The 25114-nt window shown below is 73.8% G+C and carries 20 protein-coding genes; 12 read left to right on the forward strand and 8 right to left on the reverse strand.

What is annotated here, in order from left to right:
• Nucleotides 1–107 precede the first annotated feature (107 nt).
• The 3 genes from BLW76_RS19800 to BLW76_RS49205 are packed head-to-tail and all read right to left on the reverse strand — an operon-like array spanning nucleotide 108 to nucleotide 4426.
• Nucleotides 108–1037: an NAD(P)/FAD-dependent oxidoreductase gene (locus tag BLW76_RS19800; RefSeq protein WP_091309540.1), complete on the reverse strand. Its 930-nt coding sequence runs from the start codon at nucleotides 1035–1037 to the stop codon at nucleotides 108–110.
• On the reverse strand, nucleotides 1038–2750 hold the full coding sequence (locus tag BLW76_RS19805) for an ABC transporter ATP-binding protein (RefSeq protein WP_091319591.1): 1713 nt from the start codon (nucleotides 2748–2750) through the stop codon (nucleotides 1038–1040).
• Nucleotides 2747–4426 carry an ABC transporter ATP-binding protein gene (locus BLW76_RS49205; protein ID WP_244170218.1) on the reverse strand — a complete coding sequence of 560 codons (1680 nt, stop codon included), beginning with the start codon at nucleotides 4424–4426 and terminating at the stop codon, nucleotides 2747–2749. Before BLW76_RS49205 ends, BLW76_RS19805 begins: the two co-directional genes overlap by 4 nt.
• A gap of 130 nt (nucleotides 4427–4556) precedes the next feature.
• On the opposite strand from BLW76_RS49205, the gene BLW76_RS19815 reads away from it, so the two are divergent.
• From BLW76_RS19815 to sbnA, 3 genes are all read left to right on the forward strand, one after another.
• Entirely contained in the window at nucleotides 4557–9905 is a 5349-nt protein-coding gene (locus BLW76_RS19815; RefSeq protein ID WP_279627688.1) for a non-ribosomal peptide synthetase, read from the forward strand.
• A 119-nt stretch (nucleotides 9906–10024) separates the two neighbouring features.
• Nucleotides 10025–10327, forward strand: coding sequence for a hypothetical protein (locus BLW76_RS19820; protein WP_091309547.1), 303 nt, complete (start codon nucleotides 10025–10027; stop codon nucleotides 10325–10327).
• A gap of 136 nt (nucleotides 10328–10463) precedes the next feature.
• Nucleotides 10464–11396 (forward strand): 2,3-diaminopropionate biosynthesis protein SbnA, encoded by a 933-nt coding sequence (sbnA, locus tag BLW76_RS19825; protein ID WP_208613338.1) that lies wholly within the window; start codon nucleotides 10464–10466, stop codon nucleotides 11394–11396.
• Here the strand turns inward: sbnA and BLW76_RS19830 are convergent.
• The 3 genes from BLW76_RS19830 to BLW76_RS19840 all read right to left on the reverse strand — a co-directional run bounded on the left by BLW76_RS19830 (nucleotide 11372) and on the right by BLW76_RS19840 (nucleotide 14531).
• Nucleotides 11372–12646, reverse strand: coding sequence for a M16 family metallopeptidase (locus tag BLW76_RS19830; RefSeq protein WP_091309549.1), 1275 nt, complete (start codon nucleotides 12644–12646; stop codon nucleotides 11372–11374). The genes sbnA and BLW76_RS19830 overlap by 25 nt on opposite strands.
• Complete coding sequence (locus tag BLW76_RS19835; protein WP_167384659.1) at nucleotides 12643–13104, reverse strand: hypothetical protein; 462 nt, start codon at nucleotides 13102–13104, stop codon at nucleotides 12643–12645. Before BLW76_RS19835 ends, BLW76_RS19830 begins: the two co-directional genes overlap by 4 nt.
• A gap of 119 nt (nucleotides 13105–13223) precedes the next feature.
• Complete coding sequence (locus tag BLW76_RS19840) at nucleotides 13224–14531, reverse strand: M16 family metallopeptidase (RefSeq protein ID WP_091309551.1); 1308 nt, start codon at nucleotides 14529–14531, stop codon at nucleotides 13224–13226.
• A gap of 186 nt (nucleotides 14532–14717) precedes the next feature.
• Here BLW76_RS19840 and BLW76_RS48580 point away from each other — a divergent pair, with 186 nt between their 5' ends.
• From BLW76_RS48580 to BLW76_RS19860, 5 genes are read left to right on the forward strand one after another with little or no spacing between them, the layout of a single operon-like run.
• Nucleotides 14718–15575: a hypothetical protein gene (locus tag BLW76_RS48580; protein ID WP_167384660.1), complete on the forward strand. Its 858-nt coding sequence runs from the start codon at nucleotides 14718–14720 to the stop codon at nucleotides 15573–15575.
• Nucleotide 15576: 1 nt separating this feature from the next.
• Nucleotides 15577–17346, forward strand: a complete 1770-nt coding sequence (locus tag BLW76_RS19845) for an ABC transporter ATP-binding protein (RefSeq protein ID WP_167384661.1) — start codon at nucleotides 15577–15579, stop codon at nucleotides 17344–17346.
• Nucleotides 17343–18416 (forward strand): alpha/beta fold hydrolase, encoded by a 1074-nt coding sequence (locus tag BLW76_RS19850; protein WP_091309555.1) that lies wholly within the window; start codon nucleotides 17343–17345, stop codon nucleotides 18414–18416. Before BLW76_RS19845 ends, BLW76_RS19850 begins: the two co-directional genes overlap by 4 nt.
• On the forward strand, nucleotides 18413–18964 hold the full coding sequence (locus tag BLW76_RS19855; protein ID WP_091309557.1) for a hypothetical protein: 552 nt from the start codon (nucleotides 18413–18415) through the stop codon (nucleotides 18962–18964). Before BLW76_RS19850 ends, BLW76_RS19855 begins: the two co-directional genes overlap by 4 nt.
• A 1-nt stretch (nucleotide 18965) precedes the next feature.
• Entirely contained in the window at nucleotides 18966–19619 is a 654-nt protein-coding gene (locus BLW76_RS19860) for a response regulator transcription factor (RefSeq protein ID WP_091309559.1), read from the forward strand.
• A gap of 271 nt (nucleotides 19620–19890) precedes the next feature.
• Here the strand turns inward: BLW76_RS19860 and BLW76_RS19865 are convergent, their stop codons facing one another.
• A complete protein-coding gene (locus BLW76_RS19865; protein WP_091309561.1) occupies nucleotides 19891–21318 on the reverse strand; it encodes a phytoene desaturase family protein in 1428 nt (475 codons plus the stop codon).
• Nucleotides 21319–21539: 221 nt separating this feature from the next.
• On the opposite strand from BLW76_RS19865, the gene BLW76_RS48585 reads away from it, so the two are divergent.
• The 4 genes from BLW76_RS48585 to BLW76_RS19880 all read left to right on the forward strand — a co-directional run bounded on the left by BLW76_RS48585 (nucleotide 21540) and on the right by BLW76_RS19880 (nucleotide 24784).
• Nucleotides 21540–21686 (forward strand): hypothetical protein, encoded by a 147-nt coding sequence (locus BLW76_RS48585; protein WP_167384565.1) that lies wholly within the window; start codon nucleotides 21540–21542, stop codon nucleotides 21684–21686.
• A 43-nt stretch (nucleotides 21687–21729) separates the two neighbouring features.
• The gene (locus BLW76_RS19870; protein ID WP_091309563.1) at nucleotides 21730–22674 is read left to right on the forward strand and encodes an RNA polymerase sigma-70 factor; all 945 of its coding nucleotides are present in this window, start codon (nucleotides 21730–21732) and stop codon (nucleotides 22672–22674) included.
• A gap of 82 nt (nucleotides 22675–22756) precedes the next feature.
• Nucleotides 22757–23932 (forward strand): NAD(P)/FAD-dependent oxidoreductase, encoded by a 1176-nt coding sequence (locus BLW76_RS19875; protein ID WP_091309565.1) that lies wholly within the window; start codon nucleotides 22757–22759, stop codon nucleotides 23930–23932.
• Between the two features lie 27 nt (nucleotides 23933–23959).
• Nucleotides 23960–24784 carry an NAD(P)H-binding protein gene (locus BLW76_RS19880; protein WP_091309568.1) on the forward strand — a complete coding sequence of 275 codons (825 nt, stop codon included), beginning with the start codon at nucleotides 23960–23962 and terminating at the stop codon, nucleotides 24782–24784.
• Nucleotides 24785–24807: 23 nt separating this feature from the next.
• Here the strand turns inward: BLW76_RS19880 and BLW76_RS19885 are convergent, their stop codons facing one another.
• The gene (locus BLW76_RS19885) at nucleotides 24808–25110 is read right to left on the reverse strand and encodes a hypothetical protein (RefSeq protein ID WP_091309571.1); all 303 of its coding nucleotides are present in this window, start codon (nucleotides 25108–25110) and stop codon (nucleotides 24808–24810) included.
• Between the last annotated feature and the right edge of the window lie 4 nt (nucleotides 25111–25114).

The following is a 25114-nucleotide window of genomic DNA, read 5'->3' on the forward strand; positions in this document are numbered from 1 at the left end:
TCTCGACGGTAACCAGCGCAAACGCCGTCCGAGCCGGTCGGCGGAGCCCTTTCCCCGGGCCGCGGAAGGCACGTTCGGCCACCGAGGAACGGGCTCCACCAGAAGGCTCAGCCCGGGATCGGCACGTCCACGCCGGCCCGGAAGAGCTCCTGCTCCAGCCAGATCGCCGCCTTCGCACCGTCCGCGGCCCCGGTGATCACGAACGGCGTCGGGCCCGGCAGGTCGGCCTGGCGCGCCGTGTCGCCGGCCGCGTACACGCCCGGGACCGTCGTCCGCTGCGCCGGGTCGACCCGCACGCAGCCGTCCGGCAGCAGCTCGCAGCCCAGCCCGGCGGCCAGGTCCGTGTGCTGCCGCTGGGCGGGCCGGTGGAACACCGCCGAGCGCCACAGCGGCTCGCCCGCGGCGAAGTGGACCGTGACGTCGCCGTCGTCGCCCGCCAGCCGGGTGACCGGCTCCTCCCGCACCGGGATTCCCGCGCGCCGCACCGCCTCCTCGAGCTCCGGGCTCACCTGCAGCGGCCCGTTCGCGCACAGGACGAGGTCCTTGGCGAACCGGTCCGCGAGGTAGAGCGCCAGCATCGCCTGCGAGAAGTCCCCGCCCAGCACGGCCAGTGGCCGGTCCGCGGCCTCGAAACCGTGGCAGAACGGGCAGTGGTAGAGCCCCCGGCCGAACAGCTCGGTGACGCCGTCGATCTCCGGCAGCGCGTCCACCTGCCCGGTCGCCAGGATCACCCGGCGCGCCCGCGCGGTGGTGCCGTCGGCGAACTCCGCCGTGAAGTCGTCGATCGTGCCGCTCAGCGCCGTGATCAGCCCGTCGCGGACCTCCACGGTCGCGTACTCGGCGAGCTCGGCACGGCCGATCCGGCGCAGGGCCGCGGGCGAAAAGCCGTCACGGGACAGGAACATGTGCATTTCGGACGCGGGGGCGTTGCGCGGCCGTCCGCTGTCGACCAGCAGCGTCCGGCGCCGCTGGCGGCCCAGCGTCTGCGCCGCGTTGAGGCCGGCGGGACCGCCGCCGACGACCAGGACCTCGAACATTCAGTCTCCTTCGGTGTTCCGGCCGGCGGGGATCCGCCAGCCGCGGGCGTTCTCGCGCCGGGCGTGGAAAGCGGCGTAGCGGCCGCCGAGCCGCAGCAGCTCGTCGTGCTCGCCGGACTCGGTGATCCGGCCGCCGTCGAGCACCAGGATCCGGTCGGCGGCGCGGGCGGTGGCCGGCCGGTGCGTGACGACCAGCAGCGTGCGCTCGCCGCGCAGCTCGTCGAGGGCCCGGGTGACGGCGCGCTCGGCGGCGGCGTCCAGTGCCGCGGTCGGCTCGTCGAGCAGGACGATCGGCGCGTCCTTCAGCAGGGCGCGGGCGATCGAGACCCGTTGCCGTTCCCCGCCGGACAGCCGCGTGCCGCCCTCGCCGACGCACGTCCGCGCGATCAGCTCGCCGAGGCCCGCGCGGTCGGCGGCCGAACGCACTTCCTCGTCGGTGGCGTCCGGCCTGCCGAACCGGATGTTGTCGGCCACCGTCCCGGCGAAGAGGTAGGTGTCCTGGGAGACCAGGGAAATCCGCCGGAGCAGGTCCGCGCCGCGCAAGTCGCGGACGTCGGCCCCGCCGACCCGGACCGCGCCGCCGTCGACGTCGAAGAACCGCGGCACCAGCCGCAGGATCGTGCTCTTGCCCGCCCCCGACGTGCCGACCAGCGCCGTCATCGTGCCCGCCGTCACCGTGAAGCTGACGTCCTCCAGCACCGGCGTCCCGGCGTAGCCGAACCGCACGGCCTCGAATTCGATCGACGGCGTCCCGAACGCCTGGGACACCTCGGGTTCCGGCAGCCGCGGTTCGGCCAGCACCCGCTCGATGCGGTCCAGCGCGCCGCCGGCCAGCCGGACCGCCGCGCCGAGCTCGGCGGCCACGAGCATCGGCTCGGTGAACCGGACGGCCAGGACGAGCGCGGCCACCGTGGTCGGTATGTCGACTTGCCCGCCCAGCGCGGCGAACACCGCCACGAGCACGAGCGCGGTGAAGGCGGCCTGCACCGTCACCACGAACACGGCCAGCCCCGGCAGCGCCGTCGTCAGCATCCGGCGGGCCGCGTTGCGGTGCGCGACGAGGGCGTCGTCGAGCAGGCGCAGCCCGGGCCCGCCGAGGCCGAACGCCCGCAGCAGCGGCTGGTTGCGCGCGAACTCGACGACCCGGGCCGCGGCCTCGCCCGCGGCGGCGTCGGCGGCTTCGTCGGTGCGGCGCACCAGCCGTCCCGACCACCGGCAGGCCGCCACGGCGAGCGGTGCCGCGGCCAGCGCGGCGAGCCCCATCCGCCAGTCGACGGCGCACAGCGCGACCACCGCGGCCGCGGGCGTCACCACCGCGCCGACCAGCGGGTCGAGCAGGTGCGCGGGCACTCCCATGACGCTCATGACGTGCTGCGTCGCCAGGCGCCCCAGCGCGCCGGACCGGGCCGGGGTGAACCAGCCGAGCGGCAGCGTGACGACGTGGTCGCCGATCCGGCGGTGCAGGTGGGCCGAGAGCGTGTACCCCGCCTCCCGGGCGGTGACGACGCCGCGGTGGTAGGCGAGGCCGCACACCGCGGTCGCCACGACCACGGCCGTCAGCCACGGCCCCGCGTCCTCCGGCGCGCGCAGGATCGGCAGCAGGAACGCGAACACGGCACCCTGGAGGGCGGCGGCGACGGCCAGCAGGGCCGCGGCACGCTTGAGCGGCCGCGAGCGCTCCGGGCCGAGGAGGGCGATCAGCCTGCGGATCATGCCGCGCACGCCCACATCCGGGCGTACCCGCCGCCGGCCGCGACGAGCTCGCCGTGCGTGCCGCACTCGGTGATCCGGCCCCGGTCCAGTACCACGATCCGGTCGACCTCGGTCACCGTGGCGAGGCGGTGCGCGATCACGAGCGTCGTCCGGCCCGCGACGAGCGCGGACAACGCCTCCTGGATCGCGGCTTCGGACTCCGGGTCGACCGACGCCGTCGCCTCGTCGAGGATCAGGACCGGCGTGTCGGCGAGCAGCGCCCGCGCGATCGACAGCCGCTGCGCTTCACCGGTCGAGAGCGTGGCTTCCTCGCCGAGCACCGTGTCGTAGCCGCGGGGGAGCGCGAGGAACCGTTCGTGGATCCGGGCCGCGCGGGCGGCGGCGTGGACGTCGGCCAGCGGCGCGCCGGGACGGCCGAGCCGGAGGTTGTCGGCCACGCTGGTCCGCAGCACCCGCACGTCCTGCAGCACGAAGCCGACGTGCCGGTAGAGCTGTGCCACCGGCAGGTCGCGCAGGTCGGTGCCGCCCAGCCGGACCGCGCCGCCGGTGACGTCGTGGAAGCGCGCGGCGAGGGCGGCGATCGTGGACTTGCCGGACCCGGACGGACCGACGAGCGCGGTCACCGTGCCGGGTTCCAGTGTCAGGTCGATGCCGTGAAGCACCTCGGTTTCGCCGTCGTAGGAGAAGCGCACCGACGCGAATTCCAGCCGGGCGCCGTCGACGGTGGCTTCGCCGGAATCGGGCAGTTCCGGGGTGGCGAGGAGTTCGGCGATGTCCCCGGCGGCGGCCTGCCCCGCGCGGGTGTCCTGGATGCTGTAGCCCACCGCGAGCAGCGGCGCGGACAACCCGGCGCCGACGATGACGAACGGGATCGTGGCGGCGGGGGAGAGCAGCACCCCGGCCAGCAGCAGGACGCCCAGGACGGCCACCGGGGACAGCGCGAACTGGCTCCAGGCCATGGCGGGCGTCACCGAGCGGGCCCAGCCGGCGACGAACGCGCCGTAGCGTTCGGCCGCCTCGGTGAACCGCCGGTGCGCGCGGCCGGCCTGGCCGAAAGCCTTCACCTCGGCGATGCCGTCGAAGAACTCGACGACGGCCGAACCGAGTGCGGCCGTGGCTGCCTGGTACTCCCGCATCCGGGCGTGGACGTCCCGCATCGCCCTGCGGTGCAGGGCCAGGCCCACGCCGAGCGGCACGACGGTGACGAGCGAGAGCACCGGGTCGAGCGTGGCCAGGTAGGCCGCGGTGGCCAGCGGCGCGACCACCGCCGTGGTCAGGTCGAGCAGGGCGTGCGCGACCAGGTGGTGCAGCGCGCCGACGTCGTCGGAGACGGCGCGCTTGACGCGGCCGGAGTCGTGCGCGGCGAACCAGCCCAGCGGCAGCCGGGTCAGGTGCCGGGCCAGCCGCCGCCGCAGCGACAGCTGCAGGTCGTTGTCGGCGAAGTGGGTCAGCGTCGAGGCCGCCACCAGCAGTGCGGCGCGGAGGGGCAGGGCCACGAGCGCGACGGCGACCAGCGGCCACAACGCGCTCATCGGGGTGCCGTCGAGCAGCCGGCGGCACAGCTCGGCGACGGCGACGAACGGGGCCGTCCCGGCGATCGCGGCGCCGGCCTGGCAGCCGAGGCCGGCGAGGAGCCGGACACGGACCGGAGCGAGCAGGGCGCGCAGAGGTGTCACTTCCGGGTGTCCCGTCCTTCCGATGGGCTTGGTCACTCTCGCGCAGCGTAGTTGACAATGGTTATCGTTGTCGACAAGGGTGGAGCGGCCGCTCGCGTGAGTGGTGTCCGTGAATGCGAGGAGCGCGTCAGTGTCTTTTGAGGAGCGGTCTTTTGAGGAGCCCGGGAAACACGATCCCACGGCCGGGGCCGCGTGGTTGCGTGAATGTGTTGCCGACCTCATCGGAGTGGCTCCCGGGGAAGTCGACCTCTCGCTGAGGTTCGCCGAACTCGGCGTGGAATCCCTCGGAGCGCTGAAACTGCGCCGTTCGTTGACGGAAAAATGCGGAACCGAGGTGCCGCTGACCGCGTTCCTCGGAGAAAACCCCGCGATTCGCGTGCTCGACTTCCTCGACGCGCCCGACGTCGCGGCGCTGCCGGAGGCCGCGCCCGTGGTCGCGGTGCGACCGGGTGAACCCGTTGCCCTGACGCCGGTCCAAGGCGCGTACTGGGCCGGGCGCGGGGACGACTTCGCCCTGGGCGGCGTCGCCACGTTCTGGTACCACGAATACGACCGGCCGTCGGCGGACATCGACGTGCTGGAATCCGCGTTCGCCCGCCTGGTCGCCCACCACCCGATGCTGCGGACGACGATCGGCCGCGACGGTTTCCAGCGCGAAAACGCCGAAGTGCCGCCGTTCCGCATCGAATGCACGGATTTGCGCGGAATGCGCACCGAAGAAGCCGAAGGGGCGCTGGCGGAACTGCGCGAGCGGCTGTCCCACCAGGTGCGCGCGCCGCACGAATGGCCGCTGTTCGACGTCCGGGCCGCGCTCCTGCCCGGCGGCGGCGCGCGCGTGTTCGTCGGCTTCGACGTGCTGATCCTCGACTTCGCCAGCTGGCGGCTGCTGATGACGCAGTGGGGGCGGCTGGTCGCCGACCCGGACCACGCGCTCCCGGCGTCGCCGGTGGCGTTCCTCGACATCGTCCGCCACCGCGAAACCGACCCCGCCCACCAAGCGCGCCGCGACCGCGACCGCGCCTGGTGGGCAGGCCGCGCGCTGCCCTCCGGGCCGCGGCTGCCGGTGGCCGACGGCGTCGAGCCGCGGTTCCGCCGCCGTCAGTGCCGCCTCGACGCCGAGCGCTGGGCGAAGCTGCGCGAGCGGGCCGCCGCGCGCGGCCTGAGCCCGACGGCGGTGCTCCTTTCCGCGTTCGGGCTGGTGCTGCACCGGTGGGGCGCGACCGAGCCCTTCGCGCTCAACGCGACCCTGTACGACCGCCCCGAGGACGCGCGTGACCTGGTCGGCGACTTCACCACGACCGCACTGGTCGCGCTGCCCGCCCCGGCGTCCTTTGTGGACTACGCGCGGCAGGCCAACGAAACGCTGTGGGAGGCGATCGACCACCGCTCGTACACCGGCGTCGAGGTGCGCCGCGAGCGTGGCCACGCCTACCCGGTCGTGTTCACCTCCGGGATCGGCATCGGCGACGGCACCGCGCCGGCCGGCTGGCTCGGCGAGGAGGTGTTCGGCGTTTCGCAGACGCCGCAGGTGCTGCTCGACCACCTCGTCTGGGAGGAGGACGGCGCGGTCCGGCTCGTCTGGGACGCCGTCGAGGCCGCGTTTCCCGACGGCTACCTCGACGGACTGGCCGACGCCGAGCACACGCTGCTGACCCGGCTCGCCGAGGAGGACGCGGCCTGGACCGCCGCCGACCTGGGCTGGGACCCGACGTTCGCGGCCCGCGAGCCCCTCGCCGCCACGCCGTTCGGGGACTGCGGACCGCTGCTGGACGCGCCGCTGCGCCGCGCCGCGGACCGGACCCCGGACGCGCCGGCGGTGCTCGCGGGCGGGACGGCGCTGTCGCACGGCGACCTGGCGGCCCGGGCGTCGGCACTGGCCGGGGCCTTGGCGGCGGCCGGGGTGGCGGCGGGCGACCTCGTGCTGGTCGCGCTGCCGAAGTCGGCGGAGCAGATCGTCGCGGTGCTGGCCGTGCTGCGGTGCGGCGCCGGGTACGTCCCGGTCGACCCGGCGTGGCCCGCGGCCCGGATCGCCGCGGTCTGCGAGCGGGCCGGGATCGCCCACGCCGTCGCCGCGCCGGACGTCCCGCTGCCCGCGGCGGTGACCACTGTGGACGGTGCTGCCCCCGGTGTTTCGGCGGCCGCTCGGCCGGACGACCTGGCGTACGTCATCTTCACCTCGGGTTCGACGGGCGTGCCCAAGGGCGTGGCGATCGAACACCGGCAGGCGCGGACCACGATCGACGACATCACCGACCGGTTCGGGATCACCGCGGCGGACCGCGTGCTGGCGCTGTCGGCGTTGAGCTTCGACCTGTCGGTGTACGACATCTTCGGCGTCCTCGGCGCGGGCGGTGCGATGGTGCTGCCCGACCACGCGCGGCAGCGCGACCCGCAGCACTGGTGCGAGCTGATCGCCGCGCACGGCGTGACGGTGTGGAACACGGCACCGGCGTTGCTGGAGATGGTCGTCGAGTACGCGGAGTCCGACCCGGCGGCGGATCTCCGGTCACTGCGGCTGGTGATGCTGTCGGGCGACTGGATCCCGGTGAGCCTGCCGGACCGGCTGCGCGCGCTGGTGCCGGGCGCGCGGGTGATGAGTCTCGGCGGGGCGACGGAGGCGTCGATCTGGTCGATCACGTACCCGATCGGCGAGGTCGACCCGGCGTGGCCGAGCATCCCGTACGGCCGCCCGCTGCGTGACCAGGGCTTCTACATTCTGGACGACGGCCGGCCGTGTCCGGTCGGGGAGCCGGGGGAGCTGTACATCGCGGGGGCCGGGGTGGCGCGGGGGTACATCGGCGACCCGGCGCAGACGGCCGAGCGGTTCGCGACGCACCCGGCGCTGGGCGAGCGGCTGTACCGGACGGGTGACCTCGGCCGCTGGCGCCCGGACGGGACGATCCAGTTCCTCGGCCGCACGGACCGCCAGGTGAAGATCCGCGGCCACCGCATCGAGCTGGGCGAGATCGAGTCGGCCCTGGACCGGCTGCCGTCGGTCCGCCAGGCGGTGGCGGGATCGGTCCCGGGCCCGGACGGCCGGCCGCGGCTGGTGGGGTATGTGGTGCCGGCGGAGGAGTGCACGGAGCGCGAGCTGGCGGCGCGGCTGGGCGAGGTGGTCCCGGAGTACATGGTCCCGATGCGGTTCGTGCTGCTCGAGGAGATGCCGGTGACGGACAACGGGAAGGTGGATCACAAGGCACTGCCGAACCCGTTCCGCCGCGCACCGGCGGTGGGTGCCGCTTCTGCCGCGGCGGGACTTGGGCAGGGTGCCGCGGGCGGGTTCGCGGGTGCTGCGGGTTCGGCGGGATCGCTGGAGCCGGGCCGGCTCGCAGCGGCCGAGCCCCCGGCCGCGCTCGGCGATGCCGCCGCCCCGACCGGCGGCTTGGTGATTCCCGCGCCCGCGGCCACCCCGGCACCCGCCGGTTCGCTTGCCGATCTCCTCCGGGCCATCCTCGGCGATGTCGACTTCACCCTCGACCTCATCGCCGCCGGGGCCAGCTCGCTCGATGTCGTGCGGCTGGCCAATGCCATCGAAGACCGCACCGGCGTCCGGCCCTCCTTCACCGAACTCGTCGCCCATCCCTCCCTCGAGCACCTCCTCCGCACCCACGCCGCCCCGCAAGAGCCCCCGGCCGCCGGCCTGCCCGATCCCGGCGGGCTCGTCCTGGCCATGCGGCTCGAACGGCCCGAAGACCGCCCGCTCGCCGACGCGCTGCTCGACGCCGGGCGGTGGCTGCGTGACCTGCACGACTGGGCCGGGCACACCGGCTACCGGGTCGAAGAAGCCGTCCCCGGCGGACGCGACCTCGTCGAGGTGCGGTTGCGCACCGGTGACTCCGCCGATCCGTTCCCGCTCACCGAAATGCAGCTCGCCTACCTCGTCGGCCGGGTCGACACCTGGCTCGGGGATGCCGTCGCCCCGCACTACTACACCGAAGTCGACGTCCTCGACCTGGATCCGGCGCGGCTCGCAACAGCCCTGCGGACCGTCGTCGCGCGGCACCCCATGCTGCGCGCGACGATCACGCCGGACACCCTCCAGACCGTCTCCGCCACCCCGCCGCCGTGCGAGGTCGAGGTGTTCGACCTGCGGGGCCGGCCGGACGAGGCCCGGCGGATCCGGGACGAACGCTCGCACCGGGTGCTCGATCCCGCGACCGGCCCGATGCTGCACCTGGCCGCGAGCCGGCTCGACGACCGGACCTGGCGGGTCCACTTCGGACTCGACCTGCTGTTCTGCGACGCGCAGAGCGCCGTCGTCCTCGCCGGTGAGCTCGTCGCCGCCTACCACGACCCGGCCCGGCTGCCCGCGCCGCCGCGCGTCACCTTCGGCCAGTGGGTCACCGGGCGCCCGGCCGTCCCGGACCGGTCGCGCGCATACTGGCGGCGCGCCGCGGCCGCGATGGCCGACGGGCCTGCCCTGCCCGTCCGGGCGCCGGGTGCGGGGAAGGTCCGCTTCACCCGGCGGCACGCGGAGATCCCGGCCGATCGCTGGACAGCTTTGTGCGCCAACGCCCGCCGCCACGGCGTCACCCCGACCGGGCTCGTGCTCGCGGCGCTCGCCGACACCCTGCGGGCCGGCGGCGGCGGGGACCGGTTCACCCTCGTCGTCACGTCGTTCGACCGGCCCGCCGGGCACGAAGGCGTGATCGGCGACTACACCTCGACCGTGCTGCTGGACGTCGAGCGCGTCGCGGGCAGCCACGCCGACCGGGCCCGTGCCGTGCAGCGGCGGCTGCTCGCCGACCTCGAACACGCCCAGGTGCACGGCAACGAGGTACTGCGCGAGCTCACGGCCCGGCACGGCCGCCAGGTGCTGCTGCCCGTCGTGTTCTCCAGCGGCCTCGGCAGCACGCGCACCGCGGACGGCGCGCCCGCCGACGCGTCGCGGCTGCTGTCCCGCTTCGGCCGCACGGAATACGCGATCAGCCAGACCCCGCACGTCGTGCTGGACTGCCAGGTGTTCGAGGCCGGGGGCGCACTGCGGATCAACTGGGACGCCGTCGACGCCGCCTTCCCGGACGGCTACCTCGACGCCCTGTTCGCCGCGTTCGTCGCGGCGGCCGAGGCGACGGCGTGGGACGAGCCCGATCCGAGCGGGCTGGCCGCGCTCGGCCTGGCGCGCGAGCCGGTTGTGGCGGACCGCGGGCTCCCGCGGCCGCGGACCGGCAGCGCCGACCCGGCGGTGGAGCAGCGGATCGCGCGGGTGCTCGGCGGCCTGCTCGGCGTCCCGCCAGGCGAACTGGACCCGCTGCGGACGTTCTTCGAGCTGGGGGCGACGTCGCTGACACTGGTGCGCGCCCACCGCGAGCTGTCCGCCGCGCTGGACCGGCCGATCACCGTGCTGGACCTGTTCGCCCGGCCGAGCATCCGCGAGCTCGCCGCCCACCTCGCGCCGGGACCCGCGGAGCCCGAGGACGACGACGTGCTCGCGTCGGCGCGGTCCCGGGGCCGGGCGCGGCGGGTGGCGCGCCGCTGACCACCGGTTGGCGGACGCGGATCGTGAAGGGCAACGTCACCGTTTTCGGAGTCCGGCAGGGTGAAACCGCGATTAGCCTTCCGCCGGTATGCGTTCCTTGCGCAGAACAGGAGAATTCCTTGAACCGCATCGAAGAAACGGTCCGGACGCTCGGTGCCGACCTGGGTCTCGAACCGCTCGACGCGACCGTGGTGCACACCCCGGTGCTGTGCGCCACGCTGGTCGACGCCGCCGTCGGCGCCGGTGCCTTCGCCGCGCGGGCGACCCGGCACGCGATCGTCGAGACCCCGGGCCGGCGGGCTTTCGCCACGTTCGACCAGGGTGTGCTGCACAACCCGCGGCACGAGGTCAACACCGCGTCGCTGCACGGCCTGACCGACGCGCTGCCCTGCGGGTCGCTGCTCGGCATCGCCAACGGCTGAGCGGCCCGGCGAAAGCTCCCCCGGACATCCCCGGGGGAGCTTTTCGCGCGGTTCCGGCCGGAACCCACGATTCCCGAAACCCACCTCGCCGTCCTGCGGATTACGCGCACCGTGAGCGGCGTGACACGTTACCGGGGTGACCGTCATCATCGGTTCCCCCCACGAGTTCAACAGCGACGACCTCTACGTCGACCTGCGTGCGAGCGCGGGTGTCCCGCTGTTCCTCAAGTGCGAAGGGTTCAACTTCGCGCGCTCGATCAAGCTGAAGGCGGCGACCGAAATGGTCGAGGGCGCCGAACGTCGTGGCGTGCTGCGGCCGGGGATGACGATCGTGGAGTCCTCGTCGGGCAACCTCGGCGTGGCGCTGAGCATGCTCGCGGCCAGCCGCGGCTACCGGTTCGTGTGCGTCACCGACAGGCACTGCACGCCGTCCAGCCGCCGCATGATGCAGGCGCTGGGCGCGCAGGTGCACGTGGTGACCGAACCCAAGGCGGACGGCGGTTTCCTCGCCGCGCGCATCGAGCACGTCCGCGCGTTGTGCGCGGCCGAGCCCGGCACGGTGTGGCTCAACCAGTACAGCAGCCCGGACAACTGGGGCGCGCACTACCGCCGGACCGGCCCGGAGCTCCTGGCCGCCTTCCCCGGCCTCGAAATCCTCTTCGTGGGCGCCGGGACCACCGGCACCCTGATGGGCTGCGCGCGCTACCTCCGCGACCGGCGGCACCCCGCCGTGGTGGTCGCGGTCGACGTCGTGGGGTCGGTGACGTTCGGCGGGCCGCCCGGGGTGCGCAAGATCCCCGGCCTGGGCACCGGGATCCGGCCCGCGCAGCTGGACGAGTCCTATGTGGACGACGTGGTCGTCGTCGAGGAGCGCGAGACCGTCGCGACGTGCCGCGAGCTCGCCGGGCACGGGTTCGTCTTCGGCGGCTCGACCGGGACGGTCGTCAGCGGCGCCCGCCGGTGGCTGGCCCGGCACCGGCCGGGGGCCGACGTGGTCGCCGTGGCGATCGCGCCGGACCTCGGGGACGGCTACCTGGACTCGGTCTACAACGACGACTGGGCGCTCTGATACGCGCGCCGCTCGTCGCACAGCAGGACGGTGATCGCGCGGTCCGGCGCCAGGTACGTGCGCGCCGCCGCCGTCACCTCGTCCGGGGTCACCGCGGCGAGCCGGGCGTCCTGGCCGCCGAGCCAGGACACCGGCAGCCCGTGCAGGTCGAGCTCGCCCAGCGTCGCGGCCAGCCCGGTCAGCGTGGCCAGCCGCAGCCGCAGCGTGCCGACGGAGTAGCGGCGGGCGCGGTCCAGCTCCTCGGTGGTCACCGGCCGGTCGGCCAGCCCGGCCAGCTCGGCGACGACCTCGTCGACGGCCGCGGCCGTGTTCGCCGTGACGACGTCCAGGGACACCGTGGCGAGGTGCGCTTCGTCGACGTGGAGCAGGGAACTGCGCGGCGAGTAGGAGAACCCCTTGTCCTCGCGGATGTTCTGCACGAGCCGGGAGGAGAAGTAGCCGCCGAAGACCATGGCGGCGAGCGCCAGCGCGGGGTAGTCCGGCGCGTCGTAGCGGGGGACGGGCATGGCCATCCGCAGCAGCGACTGCGACACGCCCGGCTCGTCGACGACCGACCGGCCGGGCACCCACGGACCGGGCGGGCGCATGGGGGTGGCCGGCCCCGGCGGCCAGCTGCCGAGCGCGCGTTCGACGTCGTCGAGGGCCGCCACGGGCTCGAAGTCGCCGACCAGCACGAGGCAGGCACCGGTGGGGACGACCCGTTCGGCGTGCAGCGCCCGGACGGCGTCCCGGCCGACCCGGGTGAACTCGCCGGGGCGCGGGGCGGGCCTGCCGTAGGGGTGGTCGCCGAACATCCGGGTGTTGAGCGCTTCGGCGACGTGCTGGGCGGGGCTCGCCAGGACGGCGATCGTGCCCTGCACCGCGTTGTCGACGGTGAGCGCGAACTCGCCGGCCGGGTAGCCGGGGTCGGTGACGACTGCGCCGAGCAGGGCGAGGAACTTGGGGAGCTGGTCGGCGAGCACGCTGCCGGCGATGCGGAGCCGATCGGCGTCGACGGCCGCGGACAGCCCACCGCCCATGGCCCGCACGCGGTCCTGGGTGCGGGTCTCGTCGGCGAGCGCGGCCGCGAGCAGGACGGCGGCCGGGGCGTCGGCGTGCGCGAAGGGGATGCTGAGGCAGAGTTCCGCGAGCGGGGTGCTCGCCCGCCGGGAGGCGAGCACGCGAAGGCCGTTCGCCAGGGTCCGCTCGTGGACGGCGGGCACCCGCAGCGGGCCGGGGGCGGGGACATCGAGCAGATCGAACGCGGTCATCGCGCGGCTCCCGGGGTGAGGTGGGTCGGAGTACGGCTGCGGCTCGGGTGAGCGGGCGCGGCTCGTCGGTGGCGCCGGTCCGTGCCGATGCGCCCCAATGTGGCGTTCGGTGCGTTGAGTGCACCCAATGTGGCGTTCGGTGCGTTGGGCGCACCCAATGTGGCGTTCGGTGCGTTGAGTGCACCCAATGTGGCGTTCGGTGCGTTGGGCGCACCCAATGTGGCGTTCGGTGCGTTGAGTGCACCCAATGTGGCGTTCGGTGCGTTGGGCGCACCCAATGTGGCGTTCGGTGCGTTGAGTGCACCCAATGTGGCGTTCGGTGCGTTGAGTGCACCCAATGTGGCGTTCGGTGCGTCGAGCGCACCCAATGTGGCGTTCGGTGCGTCGAGCGCACCCAATGTGGCGTTCGGTGCGTTGAGTGCACCCAATGTGGCGTTCGGTGCGTTGAGCGCAACCAACGCCACATTGGGGCGCTTGGGGCGGGCCGGTGAACCGGGGGCCGGTGAACCGGGGGCCGGTGAACCGGGGGCCGGCGGCCGCTCGCTCGGTTGTGCCCGGCCGAGCGGGCGCACGCGAGTCACCGCGCCGCTCCCGGGTGCAACTCGACCGTTGCCCGGCGCTGCGGGCGCAACGTGGCCGCCGCGGCCTGGACGTCCGCCGACGTCACCGCTCGCGCCAGGGGGCCCAGCTCGTTGATCAGCTCCGCTCCGCCGTGCTGCAGCTCGAACACCGCCAGGTGCCGGGCCCGGCCCGCCAGGCCGTCGAGCGTGCGGACCAGCTGCGCGCTGATCGTCCGGGTCGCCGCCGTCAGCTCGGCCGGCTCCGGACCTTCCGCGGCGAGCCGGGCCGTCTCCTCGTCGATCGCGTGCAGGATCGCGTCGGTGCCCGGGCCGCCCGGGGCCGGGCTCGCCGTCAGCACCAGGCACGTCGGGTCGCGGACGCCGAACACCTCGCCCGTCAGGCCCAGCGAACAGTCCACTGAGGACACCCAGCGGTCGCGGCGCACCAGCCGGCGCGTCAGGCGGCCCAGCGCCGTGTCCGTCAGCAGCAGGCACAGCACCAGGTAGGCGAGGTACCCGCGCAGGTCGGCCGCCGGATCGGGGACCCGCCACGCCGACGCGAACACCGGCAACGGCGCCAGCGGGTCCACGAAAGAGCTCCGCCGCTCGGCCGTCAGGTCCGGCTCGGCGATGACCGGCCGCGAAGGCACCGGGCGGCCCGGGATGTCCGCGAAGTACCGCTCGGCGAGCTCGATCCCGCGTTCGGCGGACACGTCGCCCGCCAGGCACAGGACCGCGTTGCCGGGCGCGTAGTACCGCGAAAAGAACGCCTGCGCCTGGTCCGTCGTCGCCGTGCGGAGCTCGTCGATCGCGCCGTAGCCGTTGTGCGCGTTCTCGAACGTGTCGAACACCAGCGGCGCCAGCTGCAGCCACGGGAAACCGCCGTAGGGGCGGGAAATGATCGCCCCGGTGATCTCCTCGGCCACCACGTCGATCTGGTTCGCCAGGCTCGCCGCCGTCAACGCCGGCGCGCGCATGCGGTCGGCCTCGAGGAACACCGCGTGCTCCAGCCCGGACGACGGCAGCACCTGGTAGTACTCCGTGTAGTCCAGGTGGGTCGTGCCGTTGAAGACACCGCCGCAGCTCTGCACGTAGTGCGCGTGCGCCCCGCGCGGCAGGTTCACCGACCCCTGGAACATCAGGTGCTCGAAGAGGTGCGCGAACCCGCTGAAGCCCCGCGGCTCGGAGCGGCTGCCGACGTCGTAGGCCACCGTGACGGCGACGACCTCGGCGTCGTGCGCGGGCGCGACCAGGACCCGCAGCCCGTTCGGGAGGACGTGCGGGGTGAGCGGGTAGCGCCGATCGGCGCGCAGCGTCGTGTCCATGACGTCGCCACGCTAGCCGTTTCGGCCGGTCCCCGGCGCAAGGTCATCACTTCGGCGGATGCCGTTTCCGTTTTTCACGGAACAGCGGATCCACCGCATTGACGAGGCTGTTTCCGCCGTGTGAAAACGGTTTCGCCGCCGGTGATGGTCATCGAGCGGGGCGTACGAACGACAACGGAGCGACGCATGGCACAGGCGGAAGTCATCCCGGGCGGGATGCTCGGCGTCGACAAGGCGCTGCGCGAGACCGAACTGCTCATTTCGGCGGGCATCATCCTCAGTTCGCTGGAATCCCTGGTGCGGCCGCAGGACGTCGAGGACGACGGCCTCATCAGCTGGCGGATCGGGCGGACCCGGTCGAAGCGGATGGCACGGGGCAAGACCGGCGAGATCTTCGACAAGGTGTTCACCAGCCCGGGCATCCAGGTGCTGACTTCGTTGCGGCTCACCGCTTCGACGCTGGTCGCCCTGCCCGGTACCAATCGGCAGACCAAGGCCGCGGCGATGACGTTCCTCGCCGTCTCCAACGTCCTCATGCAACTGCGGAGCAACTACGGCGCGGACGGTTCCGACCACGTGAACCTCGTTGTCTGCGCCGCGCTGGCGGCCAGCAAGTTCTTCCCGAACGACGAAAAAGCGCGCAAGGCCTGCACCGCGTTCATCGCCGGGCAGTCGGTCGTCTCCTACTTCGCCGCCGGGCTCGCCAAGGCGGTTTCGCCGTACTGGCGCGACGGCAGCGCGATGCAGGGCATCTTCCGCACCAAGACCTACGGCCAGAAGCAGGTCGGCGAGATCCTGAAGAAGTACCCGTGGCTGGCCCGCGTCGGCGGCTGGGGCGTGTGGGTCGGCGAAATGCTCTTCCCGCTCGCGCTGGTCGCCCCGAAGCCGATCGCCGCCGGGCTGCTCGGCACCGGTGTCTCCTTCCACGCCGGCAACGCCGCCTTCATGGGCCTCAACCGGTTCCTGTGGGCGTTCAGCGCCACCTACCCGAGCGTCGTCCACCACTCCAAGCACCTCTCCAAGCGCATCACGGCGGGGCGGTAACGTGCCCACCGAAGAGAAGAGGTCCGGCACCCGGACCGTCCTGCGCCTGCTCGCCCCCTACCGGGGCCGGCTCGGCGCCGCCGGCATCGTCGGGCTGGCCAGCGCCATCGTGTCGCTGATCCAGCCGATGGTCGTCGGCGACGTCGTCGGAGCGCTCACCAGCCGCACGCTCGCGGCCGGGACGCTCGTCCTGCTCGTCTCGCTGTTCCTCGGCGACATCGTGCTGCGCGTGATCGAGATGTACCTGCTCGGCCGCTGCGGCGCGCTGCTGGTCCTCGACAGCCGCCGCTCCGTGGTGCACCGGCTGCTGCGCGCGCCGATCAAGGCGCACCGGGAACGCCAGCGCGGTGACCTGTTCGTCGGTGCGGTCGCCGACACCGACCTGCTGCACGGGTCGCTGATGATGGGCATGATGAACATCGCCGCGAGCCTCGTGCTCGTCGTCGGCGGGGTCGCCTTCATGGTCTTCATCGACCCGCTGCTCACCCTGGTGACGGTCGCCTGCCTCACGGTCGCCGCGGTCGGCAGCGTCTTCGTCGCCCGCCAGGTGCGCAAGGCGATGGCGCAGAACCGCGAGGCGGTCGGCCGCTTCGGCGCCGCCCTGCAGCGGGCGCTGATCGCGATCGGCACGGTGAAGGTCAGCCGCGCCGAGGACCGCGAAGCCGAGCTGGTGCTGACCCACGCCGCGGACGCCACCGCGGCCGACATGAAGGCGGTGCGGCTGCAGGCCGCGATGACGCCGCTGGTCAACCTCGGCATCCACGGCTCGTTCGCCGTCGTCTTCACCTTCGGCGCGGCCCGGATCGCCAGCGGCGCGCTCGACACCGCCGGGTTCGCCTCCTACCTGCTCTACCTGTTCTACATGCTGACGCCGCTCATCACGCTGTTCACCAGCTTCGCGCAGATCCAGCTGGGCGTGGCCGCCGGACAGCGCGTGGAGGGCCTGCTCGACCTGCCGGACGAGCGCGTGACGCCCACCCCGGACGCCGTGGCCGAACCGGTCTTCGCCTCGTCCGTGCTGGAGTACGACTCCGTGTCGTTCGGCTACGCCGAGGGCAAGCCCGTGCTCAAGGACGTCTCGTTCGCCGCGCTCGAACGCGGGCTGACGGCGGTCGTCGGCCCGTCGGGCACCGGCAAGACGACGTTGTTCTCGCTCGCCGCGGGCCTGTGGCGGCCGGGCCAGGGGCAGATCCGGCTCGGCGGCGTCGACGTGGCGTCGGTGGACCTGGAAACCCTGCGCGGCCGGATCGGCTACGTCGAACAGGACGCCCCGGTGCTCGACGGCACGATCCGCGAGAACCTGTTGTACGCCAACCCGGACGCCACCGACGCGCAGATCCGGCACGCCGTCGAGCTGGCCCACCTCGCCGACTGGGTCGACGGCCTCGAAGACGGGCTGGAGACGAAGGTCGGCGAGTCGGGTGCGGCGATCTCCGGCGGCCAGCGGCAGCGGATCGCGATCGCGCGGATGCTGCTGCTGGAACCCGACGTGCTGCTGCTGGACGAAGCCACGTCGCAGCTGGACGCCGAAGCCGAGCTCGCGCTGCGCAAGGCCGTGGCCGAGGTGGCGCGGGACCGCGCGGTCGTCGCGGTCGCGCACCGGCTGTCCACTGTGGTCGAAGCCGACCGGATCGTCGTGCTCGACGCCGGGCGCGTCCGGGCGATCGGCGACCACCAGTCGCTGCTGGCCGGCGACGACCTGTACCGGCGTCTGGTGGCGACGCAGCTGCTGCCCGAAGCCACCGTGCTCACCGCAGGGAGGAACTCATGAACCGGCTCGCGCTCAAGTGCGGCCTGTCCGCGGCCGCGGGGGTGCTGACCGCCGTGCCGTTCGCGGCCGGCGCCGTCTACCAGCGGGTGCGGACCCGCCAGGACGACCGGGAGCTGCCCGGGCTCGGCGAGCTCGTCGACGTCGACGGCCGGAAGGTGCACGTGCGCCGCATGGGCACGCCGTCGCCCGGGCTCACCGTGGTCTTCGAGAGCGGCCTGTCCTCGCCGCTGGAGATGTGGAGCTGGATCCAGGCGGCGGTCGCGGAGTCCGTCCCGACGATCTCCTACGACCGCGCCGGCATCGGCTGGAGCGAGGCCGGCGAGCGGCCGCGGACGGCCGAGCGGATCACCGGCGAGTTCGAGCGGCTCCTCGAGGTGCTCGACGTCCGCGGCCCGCTCGTCCTGGTCGGCCACTCCTACGGCGGCATGCTGCTGCGGGCCTTCGCCCAGCGCCACCCGGACCGCGTCGCGGGCGTGGTGCTGGTCGACGCGGCGCACCCCGAGCAGCTCGAACGCTCGGCCCGGCAGCGCCTCGGCCTGCCGCTGATGCGGGCGAGCGTGCGCAGCAGCCTGTTCTGGTCCCGCTTCGGCCGCAACCGGCTCCGCAAGGTCGACGACGGCAGCCAGCTCGCGGGCCTCGCCGAGCGGGAGAAGAACACGACCGTCGCGCGGATGATGACCACCCGCAACTGGAGTGCCTCCGACGCGGAGATCGACGGGTGGCTCGAGCACGTCGTCGACGAGATCCGCGCGACCACCTTCCCCGCCGACACGCCGTTGTTCGTGGTGACCGCGGAGGAAACCGAGAAGGCCGACCCGGTGCACGGCGAGCTGCAGCGCGAGCTCGCGGCGATGTCCGCGGTGTCGGTGCAGCAGACCCTGCCCGGGGCCACCCACCTCGGGATGTTGTGCTCGGCCGGGTCCGCCAGGGGCGTGACCGCGGCCGTCCTCGAAGTCGTCGACGCGGCCCGCACGGGCCGGGCCGTGAAACCCGTCGAAGCCACCGAAGCCACCGAAGCCACCCAAGCCACCCAAGCCACCGAAGCCGAACCCCCGGGAGAACAGCCGTGAGCACCTCGACTCGCACCCTCGCCGCGACCGGCGCCCGATTCGCCCTCTACGGCGTCCTCGGCAGCTGGCTCGTCGCCACCACCCTCAGCCAGGACCCCACCCGCAAGTTCGACAAGATCCGCAAGTGGGACCCGACCGGCTCGCTCATCCCGGACTGGCGGTTCTTCGCGCCGCGGCCCGGCATGCACGACTACCACCTGCTGATCCGGGACGAGCTGCCCGAAGGCGAGGTGACGCCGTGGAAGGAGTACTGCCAGGTCGAGGAACGCAAGTGGCAGCACTTCTTCTGGTACCCGGGCCGCCGGGCGGAGAAGGTCGTCACCGACGCGGTGTCGGGGCTGATCCAGATGCAGCCGGACCTCAAGGACCGCAAGGAGGACGTCCAGGTCTCCGTGCCGTACCTGACCCTGCTGAACTACGCGACCCACCAGGTGCCCCACCACCCGGAGGCCAAGCGCGTGCAGTTCCTGATCGCGACGTCCGCGGGCTACGACGAGTCGGAGGAGCCGATGATGCTCTTCCTGTCGAACCCGCACCCGCTGGCCTGACATGACGGGCGGCGACGGCGTCACGGTGCTCGTGACGGGTTCGTTCAGCGTCCCGGCGGACAACATCCGCTGGCTGCGGGCCAACGCGCCGGAGATCGCCGCGGTGGAGCTGGTGGTGGACCGCGACCAGCTGTGCACCCGGGCGAGCGCCGCCGGCCGGGCGGTGGGGATCGTCGACGCGGCGACCCCGGAGCTGCCGGTGCTCGCCGAGCGGTTCGGCTCGGTCGCGGTCGGCGGGATCCTCGCGGTCACGGCGAATCCGGCCGAGGACCACGTCGTCGGGCTCTTCGCGCGGGGCGTGACGGGCGTGGTCCTCACGTCCAGCCCCGCCGAAGAGCTCGTCACCGCGATCCGCGGGGTGGCTTCGGGGCACTGGTTCGCGCCGCCGCGGTACCTGGCGGCGCTGGCCGAGACGGTGGTCCGCAACCCGCGCGGGCCGCGGGCCCGGCACCTGCGGGAGCTGCTGACCGAGCGGGAGCTGGAAGTGTTGCTGCTGCTGGCTTCGGGGAGCGCGAACCAGGAGATCGCCGACGTGCTGGGGATCTCGGTGACGACGGTGCGCAGCCACGTGCTGAGCATCCTGCGGAAGCTGAACGTCCCCAACCGCACGGTGGCGGCGATCTGCGCCTACCGGTCGGGGCTGGCCGGGGTCTGAACCGAGCCGGGGTGCCTTCCCGAAGGCGCCCCGGCTTCGGGCATGCCGAAAACCGGGGTGCGGCGAACGCACCCCGGTCTTCGGCGGGTCGTGTGCTGGATGCCGGGCCCGCGCGTCCGTCCTGGGGGTGTACGGACGCGCGGGCCCGGCGGTGGGGCCGGCCGCCCGGGTGTCCCCACCGGGCGCGGCCATGGGACAAGCGTATGGCGCGCCCCGGCCCGCGGGCCATCAGCGATCGGCGGAAACCTGATCGGGGGAAGTGCGGACGCGGTCACGCCCGCCGGGTGCGGCGGAGGTGGCGCAGGGCCCGGGCGGCCGCGTTGGCGCCGCACATGCCGTGCGCGCCCGCGCCGGGCGGGGTCGCCGCCGAGCACAGGTACATGCCCGGAACGCCGACGTCGTACGGCGAGAGCGTGATCCGCGGCCCGAACACGAGCTGGCGGACGGTCGTGGCCCCGGTGATGACGTCGCCGCCGACGTAGTTGGGGTTGTACACCGCCATCTCCGTGGCCGAGCGGACCGCCGTGCCGACGATCCGGTCGCGGAAGCCGGGGGCGAACCGTTCGATCTGGGCGATGATGGCTTCGGTGGCGTCGCCCGGGTAGCCGTGCGGCACGTGCGCGTACGTCCACAGTGGATGGACATTGCCCGCCGAACGGCCGGGGTCGGCCAGGTACTGCTGCCCGGCCAGGACGAACGGCCGCGCGGGCAGCCGCCCGGCGTGTATTTCGCGCTCACCCGCGGCGAGCTCGGCGTACGTCCCGCCCAAGTGGACGGTGCCGGCCCGGCGGACGTCCGCGTTGGCCCACGGCACGCCGCCCTCGACCGCGAAGTCGACCTTGAACGCGCCCGGCCCGTGCCGGTACCGGCGGTAGGCGCGGGCGATCCGCGGCGGCAGGCGGTCGCCGAGGATGTCCGCGACCGCGCCGGGGGCGAGGTCGAACAGCGTCACGTCGGCGGGCGGGAGCTGCGTCGCCGACGTGACGCGCACGCCGGTTTCGATCCGGCCGCCGAGGTCGGCCAGCAGCTTCGCCAGCGCGGTGGTGATCGAGCCGGACCCGCCGGTGGCGACCGGCCAGCCGTGCCGGTGCCCGGCCGCGATGATGCCGAGGCCGATGGCCGACGTCATCGGGTGGTGCAGCGGCCGGAAGGCGTGCGCGGCGATGCCGCCGAAGAGCGCCCGCGCCCGCTCGGTGGCGAACAGCCGCGCGAAGACGGCGCCGGGCAGGGCCGCGGGCAGGCCGAACCGCGCGAGCGTCAAGGGATGCTTCGGGAACCGCAGCAGCGGGCCCATGATGTCCTCGGCCAGCGCGTCGAACCGCGCCGCCGGACGGCCGAAGGCCCGCCGCCAGCGGGCGCCGTCGGCACCGAGGGCGGCTTCGGTGGCCGCGACGGACCGGTGCAGCAGGGCCGCGTCGCCGCCGTCGAGCGGGTGCGCGCAGTCGATGTCCGGCCACGCCCAGGACAGGCCGTACCGGTCCAGGCCCAGCTGCGCGAGGAAGGCCGAGCCGACGGCCATCGGGTGGAATGCCGAGCAGTCGTCGTGCAGCAGCCCCGGCCGGATGGCTTCGGTGGACCGGGCGCCACCGCCGATCCGCCCGGCGGCCTCGAGCACGGTGACTTCGACGCCCTCACGGGCCAGTGCCACGGCGGCGGCGAGCCCGTTGGGGCCGCTGCCGACGACGACGGCGGTGCTCATGGTCTGCTCCCGATCGGCCGGGGATCACGGACGTCCAGTTTCGGCCGCAGGCGGGGTGCCGAGGGCGGAAAGACGCCGAATCGGGGAGAAGGTTCCTCGAACGGCGGACGGGCCGGCCGCGGTCGTGAGGGATTTCCCCACCCGGGTCCGCCGGGCCGGTCGCGCGGGGCCCCGGGTGGTGTCATGAGGGGAACAGGCGCAAGCCGGGAAGGAGCGGCCGGATGGGCACCGGAGCACAGGTGGTCGTGGCGGCGGTGGCGGTCCTGGTGGTGGGGACCCGGCTCGCGGTGGCGCTGTGCCAGGCCCGCACGGACGCCCGCATCGCGGCCCGCCGCGCCCGCGAAGACCGCCGGCTCCCGGCGAGATAGCCGCACCCGCCCGCGCGCCCCTCGTGAATGGTTGACTGGTGCCATGTCGGTCGGTGTGCACGAGGTCGAGGTGTTCGAGAGCGCCAGGGCGAGGCTGGAAGCCATCGCCTACCGGCTGCTGGGTTCGGCGACCGACGCCGAAGACGCCGTGCAGGACACCTTCCTGCGCTGGCAGTCCGCCGACCGCGACCACATCGAGACCCCCGAGGCGTGGCTGACGAAGGTGCTCACCAACCTCTGCCTCAACCGGCTCACCTCGGCGCGGGCGCGGCGGGAGACCTACGTCGGCCAGTGGCTGCCGGAGCCGGTCTTCGCCGGCGACCGGATGCTGGGCCCGTCCGACACGGTCGAACAGCGGGAATCGGTCTCGATGGCGATGCTCACGCTGATGGAGCGGCTTTCGGCCAGGGAACGCGTCGTGTACGTGCTGCGCGAGGCGTTCGGGTACTCGCACGGCGAGATCGCCGAGGTCCTCGACCTCACCGAGGCGAACTGCCAGCAGATCCACCGGCGGGCCAAGCAGCACCTGGCCGCCGACCGGCGCCGGGTCGAGGTCGACGCGGCCGCCGCCCGCAAGATCGTCGAGGAGTTCCTCGCCGCGGCCCTCAGCGGGCGGACCGACTCCCTCGTCAAGCTGCTCGCCGACGACGCCGTCAGCATCGGCGACGGCGGCGGCGTTGTCCTCTCGGTGCGGCGGCCGATCACCGGTGCCCTGCGGGTGGCGCGGTTCCTGCGCACGCTCTTCACGCCCACCGAGGCCAAGTGGGAGCTGGTCGGCGGCCGTCCCGACCTCTACGCGGCGGTCGCCAACGGGATGCCCGCGCTGGTCATGGTGGCCGGCGAGCGGATCGCCGGCGTCTTCACGCTGGACGTCACCGAAGACGGCATCGCGGCCGTCCACGCCCAGGCGAACCCCGCCAAGCTCGAACGCGCGATGCGCGGGTGGGCCGGCGCCGACCACGGGGAGCCGCTCGCCGGTAACTGGTGACTCAGGTCACACCGAGCTGCTGTCAGGTTTCGCGCCGCTGTCCGGTTCAGGGAGCACAGACCGACCGGACAGGAGCAAAACCATGAAGCACCGCATCGTCGTTCTCGGGGCCGGATACGCCGGAGCCAACGCGGCCGGGCGCCTCGCCAAGCGGCTGCACCCCGCCGACACCGAGATCACGCTCGTCAACGCCGACCCCGAGTTCGTCGAGCGCGTCCGCCTGCACCAGCTGGCGACCGGCCAGGACCTCAAGCCCCGCCTGCTGACCGACGTCTTCGCGGGCACCGGGGTGCAGGTGCGGATCGCGCAGGTCGCCGCCGTCGACGCCGACCGGAAGACCGTCGCCCTCGCTGACGGCGACGCGATCGCCTACGACACGCTCGTCTACGCCCTCGGCAGCACCGTCGGCGACAGCGGCGTGCCGGGCGTCGCCGAGCACGCCCACCACATCGCCGGCAAGCAGGCCGCGCTGCGGCTGCGGGCGCGCCTGGCCGAGCTCGCCGCGGGCGGGACCGTGCTGGTCGTCGGCGGCGGCCTCACCGGCATCGAAGCCGTCACCGAGATCGCCGAAGCCCGCCCGGACCTCGACGTCGCCCTCGCCGCCCGCGCCGGCCTCGGTGACTGGCTGAGCGAGAAGGGGCAGCGCCACCTGCGCAGGACGTTCGACCGGCTCGGCATCACCGTGCACGAGAACACCGGCATCACCGGCGTCGAGCCGGGCGCCGCGGTGACCATCGACGGCCGCACGATCCCGGCCGACGTGACCGTCTGGACGGCCGGGTTCGCCGTGCACCCGATCGCCGCGGCCACGACGCTGGAGGTCGCCGAGACCGGGCAGATCGTCGTCGACGACACGATGCGGTCGGTCTCGCACGCCGACGTCTACGCCGTCGGCGACGCCGCGTTCGCCCGCGGCGGGAGCGGTGCGCCGCTGCGGATGTCCTGCGCCTCGGGCGTGCCCACGGCGTACCAGGCGGCCGACGCCATCGCCGCCCGGCTGACCGGGCGCCCGCTCCCGGAGAACAAGATCGGCTACAGCGGCCAGTGCATCAGCCTCGGCCGCCGCGACGCCCTCGTGCAGTGGGTGACCCCGGACGACCGGCCGAAGCCGTCCGCCCTCACCGGCAAGACCGCCGCGCGCGTCAAGGAGCTCGTCTGCAAGTCCGCGGCGTGGAGCATCTCGCACCCGACCTCGTTGGCCCCGGTGCGGCGCCACCGCGTGGTCGTGGCCCAAGACTCGCTCCCGACCGCTGCCTGACCTCGTCCCCGGAAAGGAACGATCACCATGATCCTGCTCACCGGAGCCAACGGCGTCGTCGGACGCCGGGTGCTGGAACTGCTGCCGGACGAAGGTGTCGCGGTCACCCGCGGCACGCCGGTCCCCGGCGCCGCGAAAACCGTCCGGGGCGACCTGTGCCACCCGGAGTGGATCGAGCCGGCCCTCGACGGGGTCGAAGCGGTCCAGATCAGCCCGCGCGCGACCGGGCCCGGCCTCGACGAACTGCTGAAGCTGGCCGTCAAGCACGGGGTGCGGCGGGTGGTGCTCCTGTCGGCGACCACCGTGGCGTACCCGGCCGGCGAGCCGCGGTTCGCCGCCCGGTTCAAGGCGGCCGAGGACCTCGTCACCCAGTCCGGTCTGGAGTGGACGGTGCTGCGCCTGGCCGACTTCGCCGCCAACGCGCTGGCCTGGGCGCCCCAGCTCAAGGCGGGCGACGTGGTGCGCGGCGCGTACGGCCGGGCGGCCAGCTCGCCGATCCACGAGGCCGACATCGCCGCGGTCGCCGTCCAAGCCCTCCGCGGCAAGCTCCCGGGAGGAACCGCGTACACGCTGACCGGGCCGCAATCGCTGGACCAGCACGAGAAAGTGCGGCTCATCGGCGCCGCGCTCGGGCGGGCACTGTCCTTCCAGGAGCTCCCGCCCGAGCAGGTCCGGCAGGGCATGCTCGCGCAGGGGCTGCCCGAAGAGGTCCCCGCCCGCCTGCTCGGCTCCCTGGCCGACTACAGCGAGCGTCCCGGCCCGACCACCGGCACCGTCGAGGACCTCCTGGGCCGTCCCGCGCTCACCTTCGCCGACTGGGCCCGCGACAACGTCGCCGCCTTCGGCCGCTGAACGCCGCGAACACGGGCCGTCGTTCAGGACAGGCCCGCCAGCAGGTCGATGAGCTGGTGCGCCGGCAGACCGGCGCCGTGCGCACCGGCTCCGCCCGCGGCGGGCGCGGACGAGCCGGGGTGGAACCCGATGTCGCGGGTGGCGGTGGCGACCGCGCGGCCGGCCGCGTGCGCCCGCTGCGCCGCACGGGCGATCCAGACGAAGCCGAGCGCGGCGCCTTCGGCGACGTCGACGGTGCACCCCACCACCGGAGCAGCCTGGACCACCGTCAGCGGCTCCGGGCCGGCCGGGTGCGCCGCGGCGAGAAAAGCTTCCACCTTGTTCATGCAG

The sequence above is a fragment of the Amycolatopsis tolypomycina genome, from assembly GCF_900105945.1.
In the GTDB taxonomy this organism is placed as follows: Bacteria; Actinomycetota; Actinomycetes; order Mycobacteriales; family Pseudonocardiaceae; genus Amycolatopsis; species Amycolatopsis tolypomycina.